This is a genomic window from Vibrio nigripulchritudo ATCC 27043, from assembly GCF_000222685.1.
In the GTDB taxonomy this organism is placed as follows: Bacteria; Pseudomonadota; Gammaproteobacteria; order Enterobacterales; family Vibrionaceae; genus Vibrio; species Vibrio nigripulchritudo.
The window spans coordinates 18,376-33,345 of sequence record NZ_AFWJ01000168.1 but is presented as its reverse complement, the minus strand read 5'-3'; the positions used below and the strand labels follow the sequence as shown (position 1 = coordinate 33,345).

The window sequence follows — 14,970 nt, the reverse complement described above, 5'->3', positions numbered from 1 at the left end:
AAATGAGAAAACTATTTGCAGCAGTGGTGCTGTCTACAATGTGCTTTCCCGCATTTGCCAATTTCGACTACAAGCTATGTATCACTTTAGATGAAGGGGCACGGAATCACTATTTCGAGGCGTTTCTGGAGTCTAATGAGTGGGGAGCTGCAGTTTCAGGTGAATGCAAATACTTAGGGCGAATCACCCCTAAGTCGGACGGGCAGGTAATAATAGAGAGTAACCTGACTTGCCAAAATAACGGACAACCAGTGACAACTGAGTTGCCCGTCTACTCGCTGGACAAGCGCGGTGGAGAGGCAAACATGGCTTTTCAGGGGGAGCAGGGCGAATCGTGGCGCTACGCTGTGGCTCTGACCAGTCCCAAATAGTCTGAACTTGGTACAAGCGCCTGACTTCAACACCACATACATCCAAAAAGCCAAAGATCAAAAAAGCTCAGCAATTTGCTGAGCTTTGTTCATTCTGGCAGCAGAAAAATCAAAGAATTTTGTCTTTTTCCCAAGAGGCAATCTTTTCAGCACGCATCGCTTCTCGTGCTTCACGCTTCTTACGCGCATCGCAAGGCTCTGGGCAATTACATACCTTATCAATACCTACAGCATCCAAGCCGCCACAACTGCCCTTAACCACTTTTTTCTGGAAGATGTAACCAACAGACATAGCGGTAACAATCGTCAAGAAAAACCCGAATGTAACGATAAACTCAGTCATTGCTCACGACTCCTATTATTTATTTAAATACTGCTTAAAAGTGTCTGAGTAGATTTCTTCGAACCCTTGCTCTGTTTTTACAATAATCATAACGGCAAGGTTATTTTCGTTCGCGATCTCCAGACCAGCATCTTCACCTAACACCATAATACCAGTAGATAGACCATCTGCGGTCATACTGGATGGGTGAAGTACTGTGACCGACACCACTTTATGGCTAATCGGTTTCCCGGTTTGCGGGTTGATGATATGCGAATAACGAACACCATCCTTTTCAAAGTAGTTTCGGTAGTCACCTGAGGTGGCAATCGCCATGTTGCCCGGCTCAATGATTTCCTGAATCGCTCGCTCAGTGGTCGATGGCTTCTCAATCGCGATGCGCCAAGGTACCTCTTCCTGATTGACGCCTTTTAAGCGAATCTCACCACCAATCTCAACCATGTAGTTGTTGATGCCCAGCGATTCAATGTAGTTCGCTACCACATCCACGCCCCAGCCTTTTGCGATAGTAGACAAGTCAACATACAAGTCTGGTAGCGTTTTGGTTAACGTACTCGACGTAACGCTCAGGTGCTGAATACCGGTCATCGCTTTGCGAGCGTTCAGCTCTTCGTCTGATGGAACCACTTCAGGGCGAGCTTCAGGACCAAATCCCCACAAGTTAACAAGAGGACCTACAGTCACATCTAAAGCGCCACGAGTCAGCTGGTTCAGCCTGATCGCTTCCTTCACTACAATTGCCGTTTCAGGCGAGACTTCAAATGCGTCGCTACCTTTGTACTGGTTGAAACGGCTCAGCTCAGAATCTTTACGATACGTCGACATCTGGTCGTTAACCAATTCAAGCAATTTGTCCACTTCAACCTGAATATCGTCAGATGCTGGCGCACCATCCACCTCGATATATTTAATATTATAGGTGGTTCCCATAGTAGGACCGGATAAATGGATCTGTTCTTTCGGTTGGGTACATCCCACCAGTGCCAGTAAGGAAGTTAATGCAACAAGCCAAAGTTTCACTTGCTCACTCCTGATAATTATTATGAAAGTTGATAAAGAAAAGAGTCTTGCACCGAAGGCGCTGTTCTATAACAACTTGAGACTGCAAAAATAAATGGCCGACTCAATTGAGTCAGCCATAATTCAATCACTTAGGTGAGATTAGCCACCGAAGTCATCCAATAGGATGTTTTCGTCTTCTACACCAAGATCTTTCAGCATGCCGATTACAGCCGCGTTCATCATTGGTGGACCACACATGTAGTACTCACAATCTTCAGGCGCATCATGATCCTTCAGATAGTTTTCATACAGTACGTTGTGGATGAAGCCTGTGTAACCTTCCCAGTTATCTTCTGGCATAGGGTCAGACAGAGCACAGTGCCAAACGAAGTTATCGTTCTCAGCTTGCAGACCGTCGAAGTCTTCCACGTAGAACATTTCACGCTTAGAACGTGCACCGTACCAGAACGACATCTTACGAGAAGAGTTAAGACGCTTAAGCTGATCGAAGATATGCGAACGCATCGGTGCCATACCTGCACCACCACCAACGAATACCATTTCAGCATCAGTATCTTTCGCGAAGAACTCACCAAATGGACCAGAAATCGTACACTTGTCGCCTTCTTTAAGAGACCAGATGTATGAAGACATGATACCAGGTGGTACATCAGGATTATTAGGCGGCGGCGTAGCGATACGCACGTTCAGCATAATAATGCCTTCTTCTTCTGGGTAGTTCGCCATTGAGTATGCACGAATAGTTTCTTCGTTGACTTTCGACTCGTAACGGAACAGGTTGAACTTGTCCCAGTCTTCACGGTATTCCTCAGGAATATCGTAGTCAGCGTATTTCACGTGGTGAACTGGCGCTTCGATCTGAATGTAACCACCAGCACGGAAAGGTACTGATTCGCCATCAGGGATCTGAATCTTAAGTTCTTTGATGAATGTTGCTTTGTTATCGTTAGAGATAACCGTACATTCCCACTTTTTAACACCGAAGATTTCTTCTGGAAGCTCGATGTCCATGTCGGTTTTCATTGCTACCTGACATGCCAGACGCTCACCTTCACGCGCTTCACCTTTAGTAATGTGGTCAAGCTCGGTAGGTAGGATATCGCCACCACCAGATTTCACTTTTACGCGACACTGACCACAAGAGCCACCGCCACCACAAGCAGAAGATACGAATACACCTGCACCAGCCAGAGCACCAAGCAGCTTGCTACCTGGTTGAGTCACGATCGCCAGATCAGGGTTGTCGTTTACGGAAATTGTAATGTCACCTGTTGGTACTAGCTTGGATTTGGCAAACAAAATTACCAGAACCAGGGCTAGAACAATCAGTGTAAACATCACTACACCAAGAATAATGTCCATTGACTATTCCTTATACCTTACAGTTGAACACCAGAGAAGGACATGAAGCCCAGCGCCATAAGACCAACAGAGATAAACGTGATGCCTAGACCACGTAGACCCGGAGGGACGTCTGAGTACTTCATCTTCTCACGAATACCCGCCAATGCGACGATTGCAAGCATCCAACCCACACCAGAACCGAAGCCGTAAACCACAGACTCAGCAAAGTTGTAATCACGCTGTACCATGAATGATACGCCACCAAAGATCGCACAGTTCACCGTAATAAGCGGCAGGAAGATACCCAGTGCGTTGTATAGAGGTGGGAAGAATCGGTCTAGAATCATTTCCAGAATCTGAACCAATGCTGCGATTACACCGATGAACGTAATGAAGTTCAGGAAGCTTAGGTCTACACCTTCAACCAATGCGTTCTCTTTAAGAACCAGGTTATAAAGCAGGTTGTTTACTGGTACTGCAACTGTTAGTACGAAAACAACCGCTACACCAAGACCGAATGACGTCTTAACTTTCTTAGATACCGCAAGGAAAGTACACATACCTAAGAAGAACGACAGTGCTAAGTTTTCGATGAAAATCGATTTAACTAACAGACTAATATAATGTTCCATGACGCCCTTACTCCTTCGCTTCTACTTGTTCTGGTTTGAACGTACGGATCGCCCAGATAAGGAAGCCGATCAGGAAGAATGCAGATGGTGCAAGAAGCATCAGACCGTTAGGCTGATACCAACCACCGTTGCTCACTAGAGGAAGTACTTCCATGTTGAATAGTTTGCCCGAGCCAAACAATTCGCGGAAGAATCCAACAGTAATAAGAACGAAGCCGTAACCCAGACCGTTACCAATACCATCTATTAGAGATGGCAGTGGAGCCGATTTCATCGCGAATGCTTCAGCACGACCCATTACAATACAGTTTGTAATGATCAAGCCAACGAATACAGACAACTGCTTAGAGATGTCGTACAAGTATGCTTTCAGGATTTGGTCTACCACGATTACCAGTGATGCGATGATTGCCATCTGAACGATGATACGCACACTGTTAGGAATGTGATTACGAATAAGAGAAACAAAGAAGTTAGACAATGCAGTAACGAATACTACCGCCAGTGTCATAACGAATGCTGTCTCAAGTTTGGTGGTTACTGCAAGTGCAGAACACACACCCAGTACCTGAAGCGCGATTGGGTTGTTATCCAATACAGGCGCTAACAGGCTCTTTTTAACATCTTGTGCACCAGACATTAGTTCAGACCTCCGTCACGAACTTTAGCTAGGAACGGACCAAAGCCCTTGTCACCTAACCAGAAGTCGAATGTACCTTGAACACCATTACCAGTCAGTGTTGCACCTGATAGACCGTCAACGCCGTGCGCTGAACCTTCAGGAGCTCCACCTTTTACAACCTTGATTGCTGGTTGATGGTTTTCGTCGAACAATTTCTTGCCTACGAACTGTGCACGCCAGCTTGGGTTTTCAACCTCACCACCAAGTCCAGGAGTTTCACCCTGCTCGTAGTAAGTGATGCCCGAAACTGTGTTGCCGTCGGTTTCAACCGCAACAAAAGCGTACATCATTGACCATAGACCATTACCGTGAACAGGGATAATCACTTTAGATATTGCGTCGCCATCTTTAACCAGATAAACGATACCCGTGTTGGCACGACGAATGATTTTCGCTTTGTCGTCGTCAGCGGTCAGTTTGATTGACGAAGAAGGATCTTTCGATGCTTTACGCTGATCGTAGTCAGCCGCAGTGAAGCCATCTTCTGTTTTTTCAATGAAGTCACCTGATTTAAAATCAACCAGACGCGGTTCTATTTTCTCACCAAACAGTGAACGAACCTCTGCAGCACTACCTGCTTCATAGCCTGCAACTTCAACGATCTTGCTTTGTTTGTCGAGTACAGCATTAGCTTTCTGCTGACTACGTAGACCTACGGCTGCTGTTGATACAACGATTGAACAAACCAGACTCAATCCGACAACAACACCCAGCGTCTTTTTAATGCTATCGTTATTACTTGCCATAACGTGCTTTTCTCCGCTTGATGTTCTTCTCGATCACTACGTGGTCGAACAGAGGTGCGAATAGGTTCGCGAATAGAATCGCCAGCATCATACCTTCAGGGTAAGCTGGGTTAACTACACGAATCATCACACACATAGCACCAATCAATGCACCGTATGCCCATTTACCTTTGTTGGTAAAGGAAGCTGATACTGGGTCGGTTGCCATGAAGAACATACCAAATGCAAAGCCACCCAAAACAAGGTGCCAGTGCCAAGGCATGCTGAACAGTGGGTTCGTGTCTGAACCGATGATGTTGAACAGGAATGACGTTGCCACCATACCCAACATAACACCAACGATGATTCGCCACGAGGCAACACCAATGTAGACAATAAACGCGGCACCAATCATCAGTGCCAGAGTTGACACTTCACCAATAGAGCCAGGGATATTACCTAGGAATGCATCCATCCAAGTGATTGCTTCACCAGTGATTGTGTTCACTAGTGCACCGTTACCGCCTTGAGCCCACTGGCTTAGAGCAGTTGCACCAGAGAAACCATCTGCCGCAGTCCAAACTACGTCACCAGAGATTTGTGCTGGGTAAGCAAAGAATAGGAAAGCACGACCTGCAAGCGCTGGGTTAAGGAAGTTACGACCTGTACCACCGAAGATCTCTTTCGCAACAACAACACCGAAGGTAATACCTAGCGCTGCCTGCCATAGAGGAAGTGTTGGTGGAACAATTAACGCAAACAGGATAGAGGTAACAAAGAAACCTTCGTTAACTTCGTGCTTACGAACCATACAGAAAAGGACTTCCCAGAAACCACCCACAACAAAGACTGTCAGGTAGATCGGCAAGAAGTAGGTTGCACCAAGAATCATCTTGGTCCCCCACCCCGCTTCCAGGGAGAGTGGTCCCGCAATCATCTCGGTTAACCAGTAGTGCCAGTTGCCAGCAACAACGCCTGCAAGCTCTGCACCTTGGTAAAGATGATTCAGACCCATAATTGCTTGGTTACCTGCGTTGTACATACCCCAGAAAATTGCTGGGAAAGTCGCAAACCAAACCATGATCATGATACGTTTCAAATCAACGCTATCACGAACGTGAGAACCACGTTTTGTCACCAAACCTGGTGTGTAGAAAACTGTTGCTACAGCTTCGTACAGAGCAAACCATTTCTCGTGTTTGCCACCTGGCTCAAAATGGTGCTCGATATCTTCAAGAAACTTCTTCAGGGCCATGACTTAACCTTCCTTCTCGATCTTGTCTAGACATTCACGAAGCAACTCGCCGTATTCATATTTGCCAGGGCACACAAAGGTGCACAATGCCAAATCTTCTTCGTCCAGCTCTAGCGCACCCAGTGCTTGAGCACTGTCAGTATCGCCGGCACACAGGTCACGAAGCAGCAAAGTTGGTTCCATATCCAGAGGTAGTACCTTCTCATAGTTACCGATTGGCACCATAGAACGATCACTACCGTTGGTCGTTGTTGTCATGTTGAATAGACGACCTGAGAACAGGTGACCAAGATATGCGCGAGTAATCGAGTATTTGTTCTTACCAGGCATTGCCCAGCCAAATAGCTCTTTCTCATAGCCTTCACGAATTGCAGATACTTGAAGGTGGTAACGACCAAGGTAGGCATGAGGACCTTTCGCTTGGGTACCAGCAAGCACAGAACCGGAAATAATGCGTACATCGCCAGGCATCAACTCGCCATCAGCCAGTTGTTCCAGGCTTGCACCTACAGTTGTGCGAACCAAACGTGGGTTGTTTACAACTGGACCTGCCAGAGAAACCACACGATCAGTGTATAGCTCACCTGTCAGGAATAGCTGACCAAATGCAATCACATCTTGGTAGTTGATGCTCCATGCAGATACAGCTTCATTAACAGGGTATAAGAAGTGCATGTGTGTGCCAGCAAGCCCAGCAGGGTGCGGTCCATCAAATACATGTTCTTCAACATTAGATTGAGATGAGCGAGGCAGACTATTGCCATTTTTACATACGTAAACTTTGCCTTCAGTCAGACGAGAGATAATGTCTAGACCAGCGGTAAACGCTTCGGCTTGCTCATTGATGATAACTCCAGCATCTGCTGCCAATGGATTGGTATCCATTGCCGTAACGAAGATAGCTTGAGTTGAAGACTCGATCGCAGGAACCTTGCTGAACGGACGAGTACGAAGTGCAGTCCACATACCTGATTCAACTAGCTGAGTTTTGATCGTTTCACGGTCAAGACTGACTAGCTTATCGGCTGCGTAACTGTCGAAAGTCACTTTCTCATCACCTTCTACTTCAATTACTACAGATTGAAGTACGCGCTTAGCGCCACGGTTAATTTCAATGACTTTACCACTCGCTGGAGCAGTGAATTTAACGCCTTCATTCTTTTTGTCGACAAAAAGAACTTGACCTTTTTTCACTACATCGCCTACGCGACAATGCATCGTAGGACGCATTCCAACGTACTCTTCGCCAAGCAAGGCGACTTTATTGATGGACTTGCCATCACTTATCACCTGGGATGGAACTCCAGAAATTGGAATATCCAAACCCTTCTTTATTGTAATCATACGCACTTGCACTACTTTATCGGGAAAAAGATTCTTTTAATTGCGTAAAAGTTAGACACGACATTTTGTGTCCGGTTTTGACCTGACACCCTGGTCAAAATCGCAACATCCTCTTAAATAACTCGTCACAAAAAAATGCGAGTTTTATCAGGTGCGATAGTCTAGCATCTTTTGTGAAGGTGATGCCATGACCATGCACCGGATTAATCTGTAATTTTTCGTTTGTTGGTTACAGATTAGCTAGTCAATGTGAATAAGTTTGAACTGTCGCACAAATGTTAATAAATCATAAAAATAACTGGATCTAACCCATTCATTTTTATTTATAAGTTTTTTTAACAAATCATTTCGTTCACAAATATTCACTCAACAGACATTTAAAACGCAAAAGCACTTTAAACACACTCAAATGAGCCGTTTTCTAAAGTCTTATTGTTTTATTTGTTATCCCAGTTTGCTTCCACCCAAACACATTGGGCTATCTGGAGCACCACCTGTTTGTTGTAACCATTCTGATTCAGTATAGGTATGAATAGAGAGAGCGTGTATGTGATTTTCTAATTCTTCTGTCAATACACCATTTACTTTGCGGTGACGACCGATTAAACGTAGCCCCTCAAATGCTTCACTCACAATAATCACTTTAAAGTGACTTTCTGAACCTTTAGGCACATTGTGCATATAGCTTTCATTCAACACTTCCAAATGCTTAGGTTGAAATTCGTTTTGCAGTTTTTGCTCAATGATTTCTTGAATCATGTCCTTTCCTTGCTGTAAGCGGTTCACCTTATTGTGTATTGATAAGATTATATTCGGACTTAACTCTACTCGCTATGTTCTTTCCCACGATCCTGACTCAAATCTAATTCATTTGGGTATACGGAATAAACGCGATATATGACACAGCAATCGATAAAAAAGTGGCTTTGATCTGATTTTCTTGCAATTAAAGGCGTCAAGCTTATCTCTTAGATCAGACCGAACATCTTTTATTAAGCTTTCTTAAAACACGATAAAAGAGAGCCGAAAAATAACTTACAAAGACAAGCAGCTAACTTCCGGTTGCTCGCGTACTGCGCTTTCTGCGACAATGCGCACTTAGCCCACTACCTACCTTATTCCATGAACACCGAGTTACAACTTCGAGGTCGAAAACTGACCTTACATCGCTTCCCCAAAAAAGCTCAAGAAACCCTACAAGCATGGAATGCCGGCGACGAATATCTAATCAACCATGTCGAGGATGAAATCCAACTGGCAGAAGGCAGTAAAATTCTGATCTTAAATGATCATTTTGGCGCTTTGTCGTGTTGGTTTTCAGAAAAATACCAAGTCACCATGGTGACAGATTCGTTCATCTCTCACCGTGGTGCTTTGAAGAACTTGCAACGTAACCAGTGTAATAAGATTGAGTTTTTAACGAGCTTAGAATCCATCCCAAACGACGTTGATCTGGTTCTGATGCAGATTCCAAAAATCAACCGGTTTCTGACGTGGCAACTTAGCCAGTTAAAAGAAGCTCTTCCCAAAAACTGCAAAGTCATTGCCGTCAATAAAGCAAAAGAGATTCATACCTCGACACTCAAACTATTTGAAAAGCATTTGGGGACGACGACAACATCACTGGCATGGAAAAAGCACCGTCTGGTGTTTTCAACGTTAGATGCGGAGCAACCGCCAACGGTAGAGCCAGAAACAAGATGGAAAGTCGAGGGTGAGAACTTTGAACTGGTGAACCTTGCTAACGTTTACTCTGGAGAAGGGCTCGACTTGGGTGCCCGCTTTATGCTGGAACATATCCCTCAAGATAAGGATTTGCGCCATATTGTCGATTTAGGATGTGGTAATGGCGTTCTGGCTGTAAAAGCGGGTCAACTTAATCCTCAGGCTCGCATTACCTGTGTGGATGAAAGTTACATGGCGGTGGAATCAGCCAAGCGCAATCTCACAGAAAACCTGGGAGAAGATCGCAATATCCAGTGTATCGCCAATAATTGCCTTGATGGTTTTAAAAAAGAGAGTACTTACTTAGTGTTATGTAATCCTCCGTTCCATCAACAACAAGCCATTACTGACCACATCGCATGGCAGATGTTCTGTGATGCAAAGCATGTTCTTAATAGCGGAGGGGATTTATTTGTTATTGGCAACCGTCACCTGGGCTACGATATAAAACTTGAACGTTTATTTGGAAAATCGCAGGTGAAGCTCGTCGCATCCAACAGTAAATTTGTTATATTACAAGCCACTAAAAATTAGAAAACCATCCTGCGAGATTGTTTAATTAAAGGAATTAGTCATGAGAAAATTGATACTTGCTGCATCTGTGATTTTGTTGGCAGCATGTGCTTCTCCTCAGAAAGAAGAGCAAATCAACCTCACGCCAACCCCTACCCTTAGCAGCGTTAAATTGGTCGATGGTCAGTCTTTCTCTTTAGAAAGCCGCGACATTCGTACTTCTCAATATGTTGCGCTGGTGAATAGCGGTCGTCGCTCTACACAACCAATCCATACCAAGCAAAACCTGCGTATTGCTATTGAAACCGCTGTATATCAACAGTTGGTGTCTCAGGGTTTTCAACTGGTCGCTAACAGCAACAACACATTAAGTCTGGAAGTTCAGGAAGCGCTGGTCAATGTATCCAATACTCTGATGGAAAACGAACTGGACGCCAAAGTAACCTTGCAGGTTACGGCTGAAACACCACGCGGTAAGCTGGTTAAGTCCTACAACGGCACTGCGAAAAAGACTGGCACTTTATCGGCATCCAATGAAGACATTGAACTTGTATTGAATGATGTTGTGGACTTGGTTCTGGCAGAAATTGCTAACGATAAAGAACTTCTTAATTACATGAAGGAGAGATTCTAATGCGCAGCCTGATTTTATCTTTGGTATGCCTTTTTTCATTACCAGTTTGGGCACAAAGCGTGGTATTCGAAACCAATTTGGGTTCCTTTACCGTTGAGCTGGATGAAGCCAAAGCCCCTGCCACGGTGAAAAACTTTCTTCGCTATGTAGAAGATGGAAGCTACGAAGGTTCTCAGTTCCATCGCGTTATTGCAGGATTTATGGCTCAGGGAGGCGGTTTTGACGCCAAGATGGGGCGTCTTCCAACCTATGCTCCCATCAAGAATGAAGCAAGCAACGGGCTTAAGAATGACGCCGCAACAATTGCAATGGCTCGTACATCCAATCCGGACTCTGCAACTCGTCAGTTCTTTATCAACCTACAAAACAACGACTTCTTAAACTACTCTGCTGCTAACCCTGGCTACGCGGTTTTTGGCAAGGTCACAAAAGGGTTTGAAGTGGTTCAGAAAATGGCAACTAAGCCAACCAAATCCATGGGACGCATGCAGGATATTCCTGTAGAACCAATCGTGGTGAAAAAAGTCACACTACAAAAATAATAATTAAAAAACGCTGGCTCCTCGCCAGCGTTTTCTTTTCTCTCTTACAAGGAGTGTTCTATGTCAAGCAACATGACCTGGCTTGAAACTATCCGTAGTTACTTCGACAAACGCTTGCTCTGGGTATTTATGTTAGGCTGCTCCAGCGGCTTTCCATGGGTGCTTATCGGCTCCAACATGTCTGGCTGGTTAAAAGATGCCGGATTAACTCGCGCAGCCATTGGCTACTTCGGTTCTATTTTCGCTGTCTACGCAATTAACTTTTTATGGGCACCTTTAGTCGACCGCGTAAAATTACCCGTTCTAAATGCGCTGTTTGGTCAGCGCCGAAGCTGGATCTTACTTTGTCAGGTCGTCATCTTAATCTGCACGCTTGGCATAGCAGGTGTCGACCCCGCTAAAAATCTGATGATCACTTCAATGATCGCTTTTGGTATTGCCATCGCCTCGGCGACACAAGATATCGCTGTTGATGCTTATCGTATTGATACCTTCCCGAAATCCGAGTCCAACAAACTTCCACAAGCCTCTGCGATGGCAGTTGTTGGCTGGTGGACTGGGTATTCATTACCGGGTTATCTCGCCTTTATTAATGCAGACAGTATTGGCTGGAATGGTGTGTTTTATGGAATGGCGGTGATTGTCGGCATTCTTATGCTCTTTACCATTTTGGTTGGCGAACCGAAAACCGATCGTGAAAAACTCCAGAAACAAGCCGAAGAGCGTCATTCACAGCTTGTAGGCTCGCCTGTGGCTGCCTGGTTCACTGTAACCGTCGTTGAGCCGTTTTATGACTTCTTCCGTCGTAACGGTGTTCAGGTTGCAGTCACCCTGCTGTTGTTTGTTTTCCTATTCAAGATTGGTGAAGCCTTCTTGGGTCGCATGTCCATCACCTTCTATAAAGAGGTAGGCTTTAGTAACGAGCAGATTGGTTACTACTCCAAGTTAATTGGATGGGGCTTCACTATCCTGTTCACCATTTTGGGCAGTATGGTCAATGTGAAGTTTGGTATTGTCCGCGGTCTGATGATCGGCGGTATCGCGATGGCGGCAAGTAACCTGATGTTTGCCTGGATTGCAAAAGTAGGTCCAAGCGAAACGCTGTTCTTTGCGACTATCGTGATAGATAACTTCACTACGGCTTTTTCGACTGTCGCTTTTGTTTCGTTCCTGACGGCAATGACCGGGCAAGCCTTCTCGGCGACTCAATACGCGCTGTTGGCGTCTCTGGGTAACTTTGGCAGAACAACATTGGCTTCATTCAGTGGTGAGCTGGTTGACTTTCTGGACGACTGGACGACGTTCTTTATCATTACATCGTTGATGGTCATTCCAAGCCTGTTAATGCTTTATTCCTTGAGGCATTACTTCGCAAGACTTTTGGACAAGGCTAAAGAAGATGCCTACGAAGAAAGCTTAAAAGCGAAAGGACAGGAGTAACGCCCAGTTCAATGGATACAGAAAGAGGCTCGAATGAGCCTCTTTTTCTTTCTTGGACTTTGTTTTTTTATGTTTAGGGAAACAAAGATTAAGGAAATACACCACGACCAAACAGGTTGAACACTCTTGCTACGCCTTGTGTGAAAATCATTGGCTCGGTTAACACAGTTAGGCACAGACAATCCTGTCCTTCTGGAGTCTGTGGTGAATGTTTCACAGACGCATCCCGAGTCATGAAGTCACCTTCATCATAGTGACCATGCTCGTCTGTAAATCCGCCGTGTAACACTAAAGTCGTTTCAATCCCTTTGTGAGTATGTTGCGGCACCTGAACCCCTTCTTTTATATAAAGCAGGTTCATTCTGGCACCTTCTTCTTCCAGTTCGACAGCCGCGCTGTAAACCTTTCCACCGTAACTTCGCCATTCACCAATACGAGTGATGTGGTTTCGCAGTGCTTTGGGAAGAACAAATTTCTTACCATTCAGCTCAATGTGGTGGTTCGCAGGCTGTTCATGAACTTGAGTGTCTGGCTTAAGTTGCTTCATATCCATAATTGAAGACAACATATCTTCCATTTCCGGAAGGTCGGTGTCGGTTTCAGCTACGTCAGCACTGAACATCTCTTGCGCCGCTTCCGCTTCCAGACGTTGAACCGTCTGTCTGGATTCGCTGGATGTTTCAAGATGAGCTGCCACCATGATTCCGTGGCATGGGTCTATTGTCCCATCGACATAAGCTTTAAACATTTCTAAATCCGGGTGATAACTCATAGCGACTCCCCATTCATTGAATGGCGCAATTTCTCTACCGCCAGTCGCAAACGTGACTTCACGGTCCCCAACGGTATATCAAACATATCAGCCACCTGCTGGTGCGGCAGCTCGTCTAAATAAACAGCTTTAACCACGTCTTTCTGGCTTTGTGGTAACACGTCTAAAAAACGGACAACCTGTTCTTTCAACATGTTTTGTTCCGGCGAGTAATGGTCAACAAGATCCGGAGGACAGTAATCGCTCGCCCAAATATCTTCAGAGTGAACGTGTAAGTCTTTGCCTTTTTGCTTTCTGAGCAGGTCAAAACTTAAGTTTCTCGCGATAGTGTAGATCCAGGTCGACAAGGAGCTTTTTGCTGGATCAAACAGGTGGCTTTTCTGCCAAACCATCGCCATCGTATCCTGAATGATTTCGATAGCAACGTGCTCGTTACTCACGTGTTTGATGACAAAAGTTTTCAGTCTTGGTGAAAAGAACCGAAATACTTCAGCGTAAGCCTGTTTGTCGCCGTTTTGTATTTTAGCCATACAGGCAGACCAGTGTGCCCGATCTAACCCTGACGATTTGGTTTGTGTTCCGGAGCCTGCTTCTAGCGTCTTGCTCATGATCGTTCCTTACATCGAACTGGGTATATCCCTGATTGGATATTGCCCTTATTAAAGTGAGTATACGATGCAGCGGAAAAAAAGATCACTTATTTACTGTCTATGGCATCCGATAAAAAATCTAACGTGGCAATGCATGAATCTTGCGACACCAACAGATCGAATTTGGATTGATTGATAGGTAACAACTCGAGCCAGCGTTGACTCACCCATGTGGCATCATCAAAGAAGCACTGTTCGTAGAGCTTTTTCACTTGGGGAAACTGCTGATACACTTCCTGTAGTTGCTTGGCTACGTGCTCTGAACTCTCTCCGAAACTGTGAGTCTGCCAGTTTGGAAGGTGTTCAATTTCTCCCACTCTCAACCCATCATGTTCTGACCACACTCGTTTAACCCTGATACGCTGCTTTCCGTACACAGTTATGCCCAGTAAACCATCGTCCAGCGTTTCGAAATCAACGATTTCTACCAGAGTGCCTATCTGAGAGATGTTATGTGGAGAAGTGTCGTTGCTGTCTGAGACCAAACAAATCACGAACCCCTCTCCGTTTTGACAACATTCTTTAACCAGACGTTTATATCTGGGCTCAAAAATCCTCAAGTTCATTTTGCCTTCTGGCAAAACAACCGAACTCAAGGGAAATATTTTAGTAATGAGTGACATGCTCGCTTCCTTATCTTTATGTTTTGGGTTTACGAGAACTTCCAATATCACGATCACCACTCTTTTCCATTTACCGCACAAATGCAGGCACCACGGATGTTTCAGCTAAGAAATATCTGCATTCCCAACTCTGTTGAAAGTAAGAACGAAAACGTTTTTCCCAAATTAACAATTTTGTCATTAAGAAAACGCTGATTAATATTGCACCTAATTGACAAAGTTAACAAATAAGATCAATTACGTGATCAAAGTCACGCAATCGTTTTCTATTTTCATTTCTTTGCACTTCCAAATGAGAAGTAAATATATAGAATGCGCTGCATCGGATTTACAGATCATGGATTGAGATCGT

General features: G+C 44.8%; 17 protein-coding genes. 5 read left to right on the top strand and 12 right to left on the bottom strand.

The annotated features are described in order from the left end of the window. Positions 1-2: 2 nt before the first annotated feature. The gene (locus RH89_RS14085) at positions 3-371 is read left to right on the top strand and encodes a hypothetical protein (protein ID WP_004403049.1); all 369 of its coding nucleotides are present in this window, start codon (positions 3-5) and stop codon (positions 369-371) included. A gap of 109 nt (positions 372-480) precedes the next feature. Here the strand turns inward: RH89_RS14085 and nqrM are convergent, their stop codons facing one another. The 9 genes from nqrM to RH89_RS14040 form a co-directional block, all read right to left on the bottom strand. Further along, the gene (gene nqrM / locus RH89_RS14080; RefSeq protein WP_004403034.1) at positions 481-714 is read right to left on the bottom strand and encodes a (Na+)-NQR maturation NqrM; all 234 of its coding nucleotides are present in this window, start codon (positions 712-714) and stop codon (positions 481-483) included. A 15-nt stretch (positions 715-729) separates the two neighbouring features. Continuing rightward, complete coding sequence (locus RH89_RS14075) at positions 730-1,734, bottom strand: FAD:protein FMN transferase (protein ID WP_004403033.1); 1,005 nt, start codon at positions 1,732-1,734, stop codon at positions 730-732. 141 nt (positions 1,735-1,875) lie between these two features. Next, positions 1,876-3,099 carry an NADH:ubiquinone reductase (Na(+)-transporting) subunit F gene (nqrF, locus tag RH89_RS14070; protein WP_004403031.1) on the bottom strand — a complete coding sequence of 408 codons (1,224 nt, stop codon included), beginning with the start codon at positions 3,097-3,099 and terminating at the stop codon, positions 1,876-1,878. Between the two features lie 17 nt (positions 3,100-3,116). Then, positions 3,117-3,713, bottom strand: coding sequence for an NADH:ubiquinone reductase (Na(+)-transporting) subunit E (gene nqrE / locus RH89_RS14065; protein WP_004403029.1), 597 nt, complete (start codon positions 3,711-3,713; stop codon positions 3,117-3,119). Between the two features lie 7 nt (positions 3,714-3,720). Further along, positions 3,721-4,353: an NADH:ubiquinone reductase (Na(+)-transporting) subunit D gene (locus tag RH89_RS14060; protein WP_004403027.1), complete on the bottom strand. Its 633-nt coding sequence runs from the start codon at positions 4,351-4,353 to the stop codon at positions 3,721-3,723. Further along, positions 4,353-5,141 (bottom strand): Na(+)-translocating NADH-quinone reductase subunit C, encoded by a 789-nt coding sequence (locus tag RH89_RS14055; protein ID WP_004403025.1) that lies wholly within the window; start codon positions 5,139-5,141, stop codon positions 4,353-4,355. The genes RH89_RS14060 and RH89_RS14055 overlap by 1 nt, the downstream gene beginning before the upstream one ends. Next, positions 5,131-6,375 (bottom strand): NADH:ubiquinone reductase (Na(+)-transporting) subunit B, encoded by a 1,245-nt coding sequence (locus RH89_RS14050; protein ID WP_004403018.1) that lies wholly within the window; start codon positions 6,373-6,375, stop codon positions 5,131-5,133. Before RH89_RS14050 ends, RH89_RS14055 begins: the two co-directional genes overlap by 11 nt. A gap of 3 nt (positions 6,376-6,378) precedes the next feature. Further along, positions 6,379-7,719: a Na(+)-translocating NADH-quinone reductase subunit A gene (locus tag RH89_RS14045; protein ID WP_004403016.1), complete on the bottom strand. Its 1,341-nt coding sequence runs from the start codon at positions 7,717-7,719 to the stop codon at positions 6,379-6,381. 444 nt (positions 7,720-8,163) lie between these two features. Further along, positions 8,164-8,478: a BolA family protein gene (locus RH89_RS14040; RefSeq protein ID WP_004403014.1), complete on the bottom strand. Its 315-nt coding sequence runs from the start codon at positions 8,476-8,478 to the stop codon at positions 8,164-8,166. A 363-nt stretch (positions 8,479-8,841) separates the two neighbouring features. Between RH89_RS14040 and RH89_RS14035 the strand changes: the two genes are divergently transcribed. Genes RH89_RS14035 through RH89_RS14020 form a run of 4 tightly spaced genes read left to right on the top strand, consistent with a single transcriptional unit; the run spans position 8,842 to position 12,573 of the window. Then, positions 8,842-9,978, top strand: a complete 1,137-nt coding sequence (locus tag RH89_RS14035; protein WP_038146022.1) for a methyltransferase — start codon at positions 8,842-8,844, stop codon at positions 9,976-9,978. Positions 9,979-10,018: 40 nt separating this feature from the next. Further along, positions 10,019-10,591, top strand: coding sequence for a YajG family lipoprotein (locus RH89_RS14030; RefSeq protein WP_004403012.1), 573 nt, complete (start codon positions 10,019-10,021; stop codon positions 10,589-10,591). Continuing rightward, positions 10,591-11,133 carry a peptidylprolyl isomerase gene (locus tag RH89_RS14025; protein WP_004403011.1) on the top strand — a complete coding sequence of 181 codons (543 nt, stop codon included), beginning with the start codon at positions 10,591-10,593 and terminating at the stop codon, positions 11,131-11,133. The genes RH89_RS14030 and RH89_RS14025 overlap by 1 nt, the downstream gene beginning before the upstream one ends. A gap of 60 nt (positions 11,134-11,193) precedes the next feature. Continuing rightward, positions 11,194-12,573, top strand: coding sequence for an AmpG family muropeptide MFS transporter (locus RH89_RS14020; protein WP_004403010.1), 1,380 nt, complete (start codon positions 11,194-11,196; stop codon positions 12,571-12,573). An 88-nt stretch (positions 12,574-12,661) separates the two neighbouring features. Here RH89_RS14020 and RH89_RS14015 read toward each other — a convergent pair whose 3' ends face one another. The 3 genes from RH89_RS14015 to RH89_RS14005 form a co-directional block, all read right to left on the bottom strand. Further along, a complete protein-coding gene (locus tag RH89_RS14015) occupies positions 12,662-13,345 on the bottom strand; it encodes a ChrR family anti-sigma-E factor (protein WP_004403009.1) in 684 nt (227 codons plus the stop codon). Beyond that, positions 13,342-13,875: a sigma-70 family RNA polymerase sigma factor gene (locus tag RH89_RS14010; protein WP_045961902.1), complete on the bottom strand. Its 534-nt coding sequence runs from the start codon at positions 13,873-13,875 to the stop codon at positions 13,342-13,344. Before RH89_RS14010 ends, RH89_RS14015 begins: the two co-directional genes overlap by 4 nt. A gap of 167 nt (positions 13,876-14,042) precedes the next feature. Further along, entirely contained in the window at positions 14,043-14,618 is a 576-nt protein-coding gene (locus RH89_RS14005; RefSeq protein WP_022591699.1) for an LON peptidase substrate-binding domain-containing protein, read from the bottom strand. Positions 14,619-14,970 lie beyond the last annotated feature (352 nt).

What these genes read in the sequence shown, in the direction of transcription:
- RH89_RS14085 (WP_004403049.1), top strand. Translation starts at nt 3, where the DNA reads ATGAGAAAACTATTTGCAGCAGTGGTGCTGTCTACAATGTGCTTTCCC.
- nqrM (WP_004403034.1), bottom strand. Translation starts at nt 714, where the DNA reads ATGACTGAGTTTATCGTTACATTCGGGTTTTTCTTGACGATTGTTACC.
- nqrF (WP_004403031.1), bottom strand. Translation starts at nt 3,099, where the DNA reads ATGGACATTATTCTTGGTGTAGTGATGTTTACACTGATTGTTCTAGCC.
- nqrE (WP_004403029.1), bottom strand. Translation starts at nt 3,713, where the DNA reads ATGGAACATTATATTAGTCTGTTAGTTAAATCGATTTTCATCGAAAAC.
- RH89_RS14060 (WP_004403027.1), bottom strand. Translation starts at nt 4,353, where the DNA reads ATGTCTGGTGCACAAGATGTTAAAAAGAGCCTGTTAGCGCCTGTATTG.
- RH89_RS14055 (WP_004403025.1), bottom strand. Translation starts at nt 5,141, where the DNA reads ATGGCAAGTAATAACGATAGCATTAAAAAGACGCTGGGTGTTGTTGTC.
- RH89_RS14050 (WP_004403018.1), bottom strand. Translation starts at nt 6,375, where the DNA reads ATGGCCCTGAAGAAGTTTCTTGAAGATATCGAGCACCATTTTGAGCCA.
- RH89_RS14045 (WP_004403016.1), bottom strand. Translation starts at nt 7,719, where the DNA reads ATGATTACAATAAAGAAGGGTTTGGATATTCCAATTTCTGGAGTTCCA.
- RH89_RS14040 (WP_004403014.1), bottom strand. Translation starts at nt 8,478, where the DNA reads ATGATTCAAGAAATCATTGAGCAAAAACTGCAAAACGAATTTCAACCT.
- RH89_RS14035 (WP_038146022.1), top strand. Translation starts at nt 8,842, where the DNA reads ATGAACACCGAGTTACAACTTCGAGGTCGAAAACTGACCTTACATCGC.
- RH89_RS14030 (WP_004403012.1), top strand. Translation starts at nt 10,019, where the DNA reads ATGAGAAAATTGATACTTGCTGCATCTGTGATTTTGTTGGCAGCATGT.
- RH89_RS14025 (WP_004403011.1), top strand. Translation starts at nt 10,591, where the DNA reads ATGCGCAGCCTGATTTTATCTTTGGTATGCCTTTTTTCATTACCAGTT.
- RH89_RS14020 (WP_004403010.1), top strand. Translation starts at nt 11,194, where the DNA reads ATGTCAAGCAACATGACCTGGCTTGAAACTATCCGTAGTTACTTCGAC.
- RH89_RS14015 (WP_004403009.1), bottom strand. Translation starts at nt 13,345, where the DNA reads ATGAGTTATCACCCGGATTTAGAAATGTTTAAAGCTTATGTCGATGGG.
- RH89_RS14010 (WP_045961902.1), bottom strand. Translation starts at nt 13,875, where the DNA reads ATGGCTAAAATACAAAACGGCGACAAACAGGCTTACGCTGAAGTATTT.
- RH89_RS14005 (WP_022591699.1), bottom strand. Translation starts at nt 14,618, where the DNA reads ATGTCACTCATTACTAAAATATTTCCCTTGAGTTCGGTTGTTTTGCCA.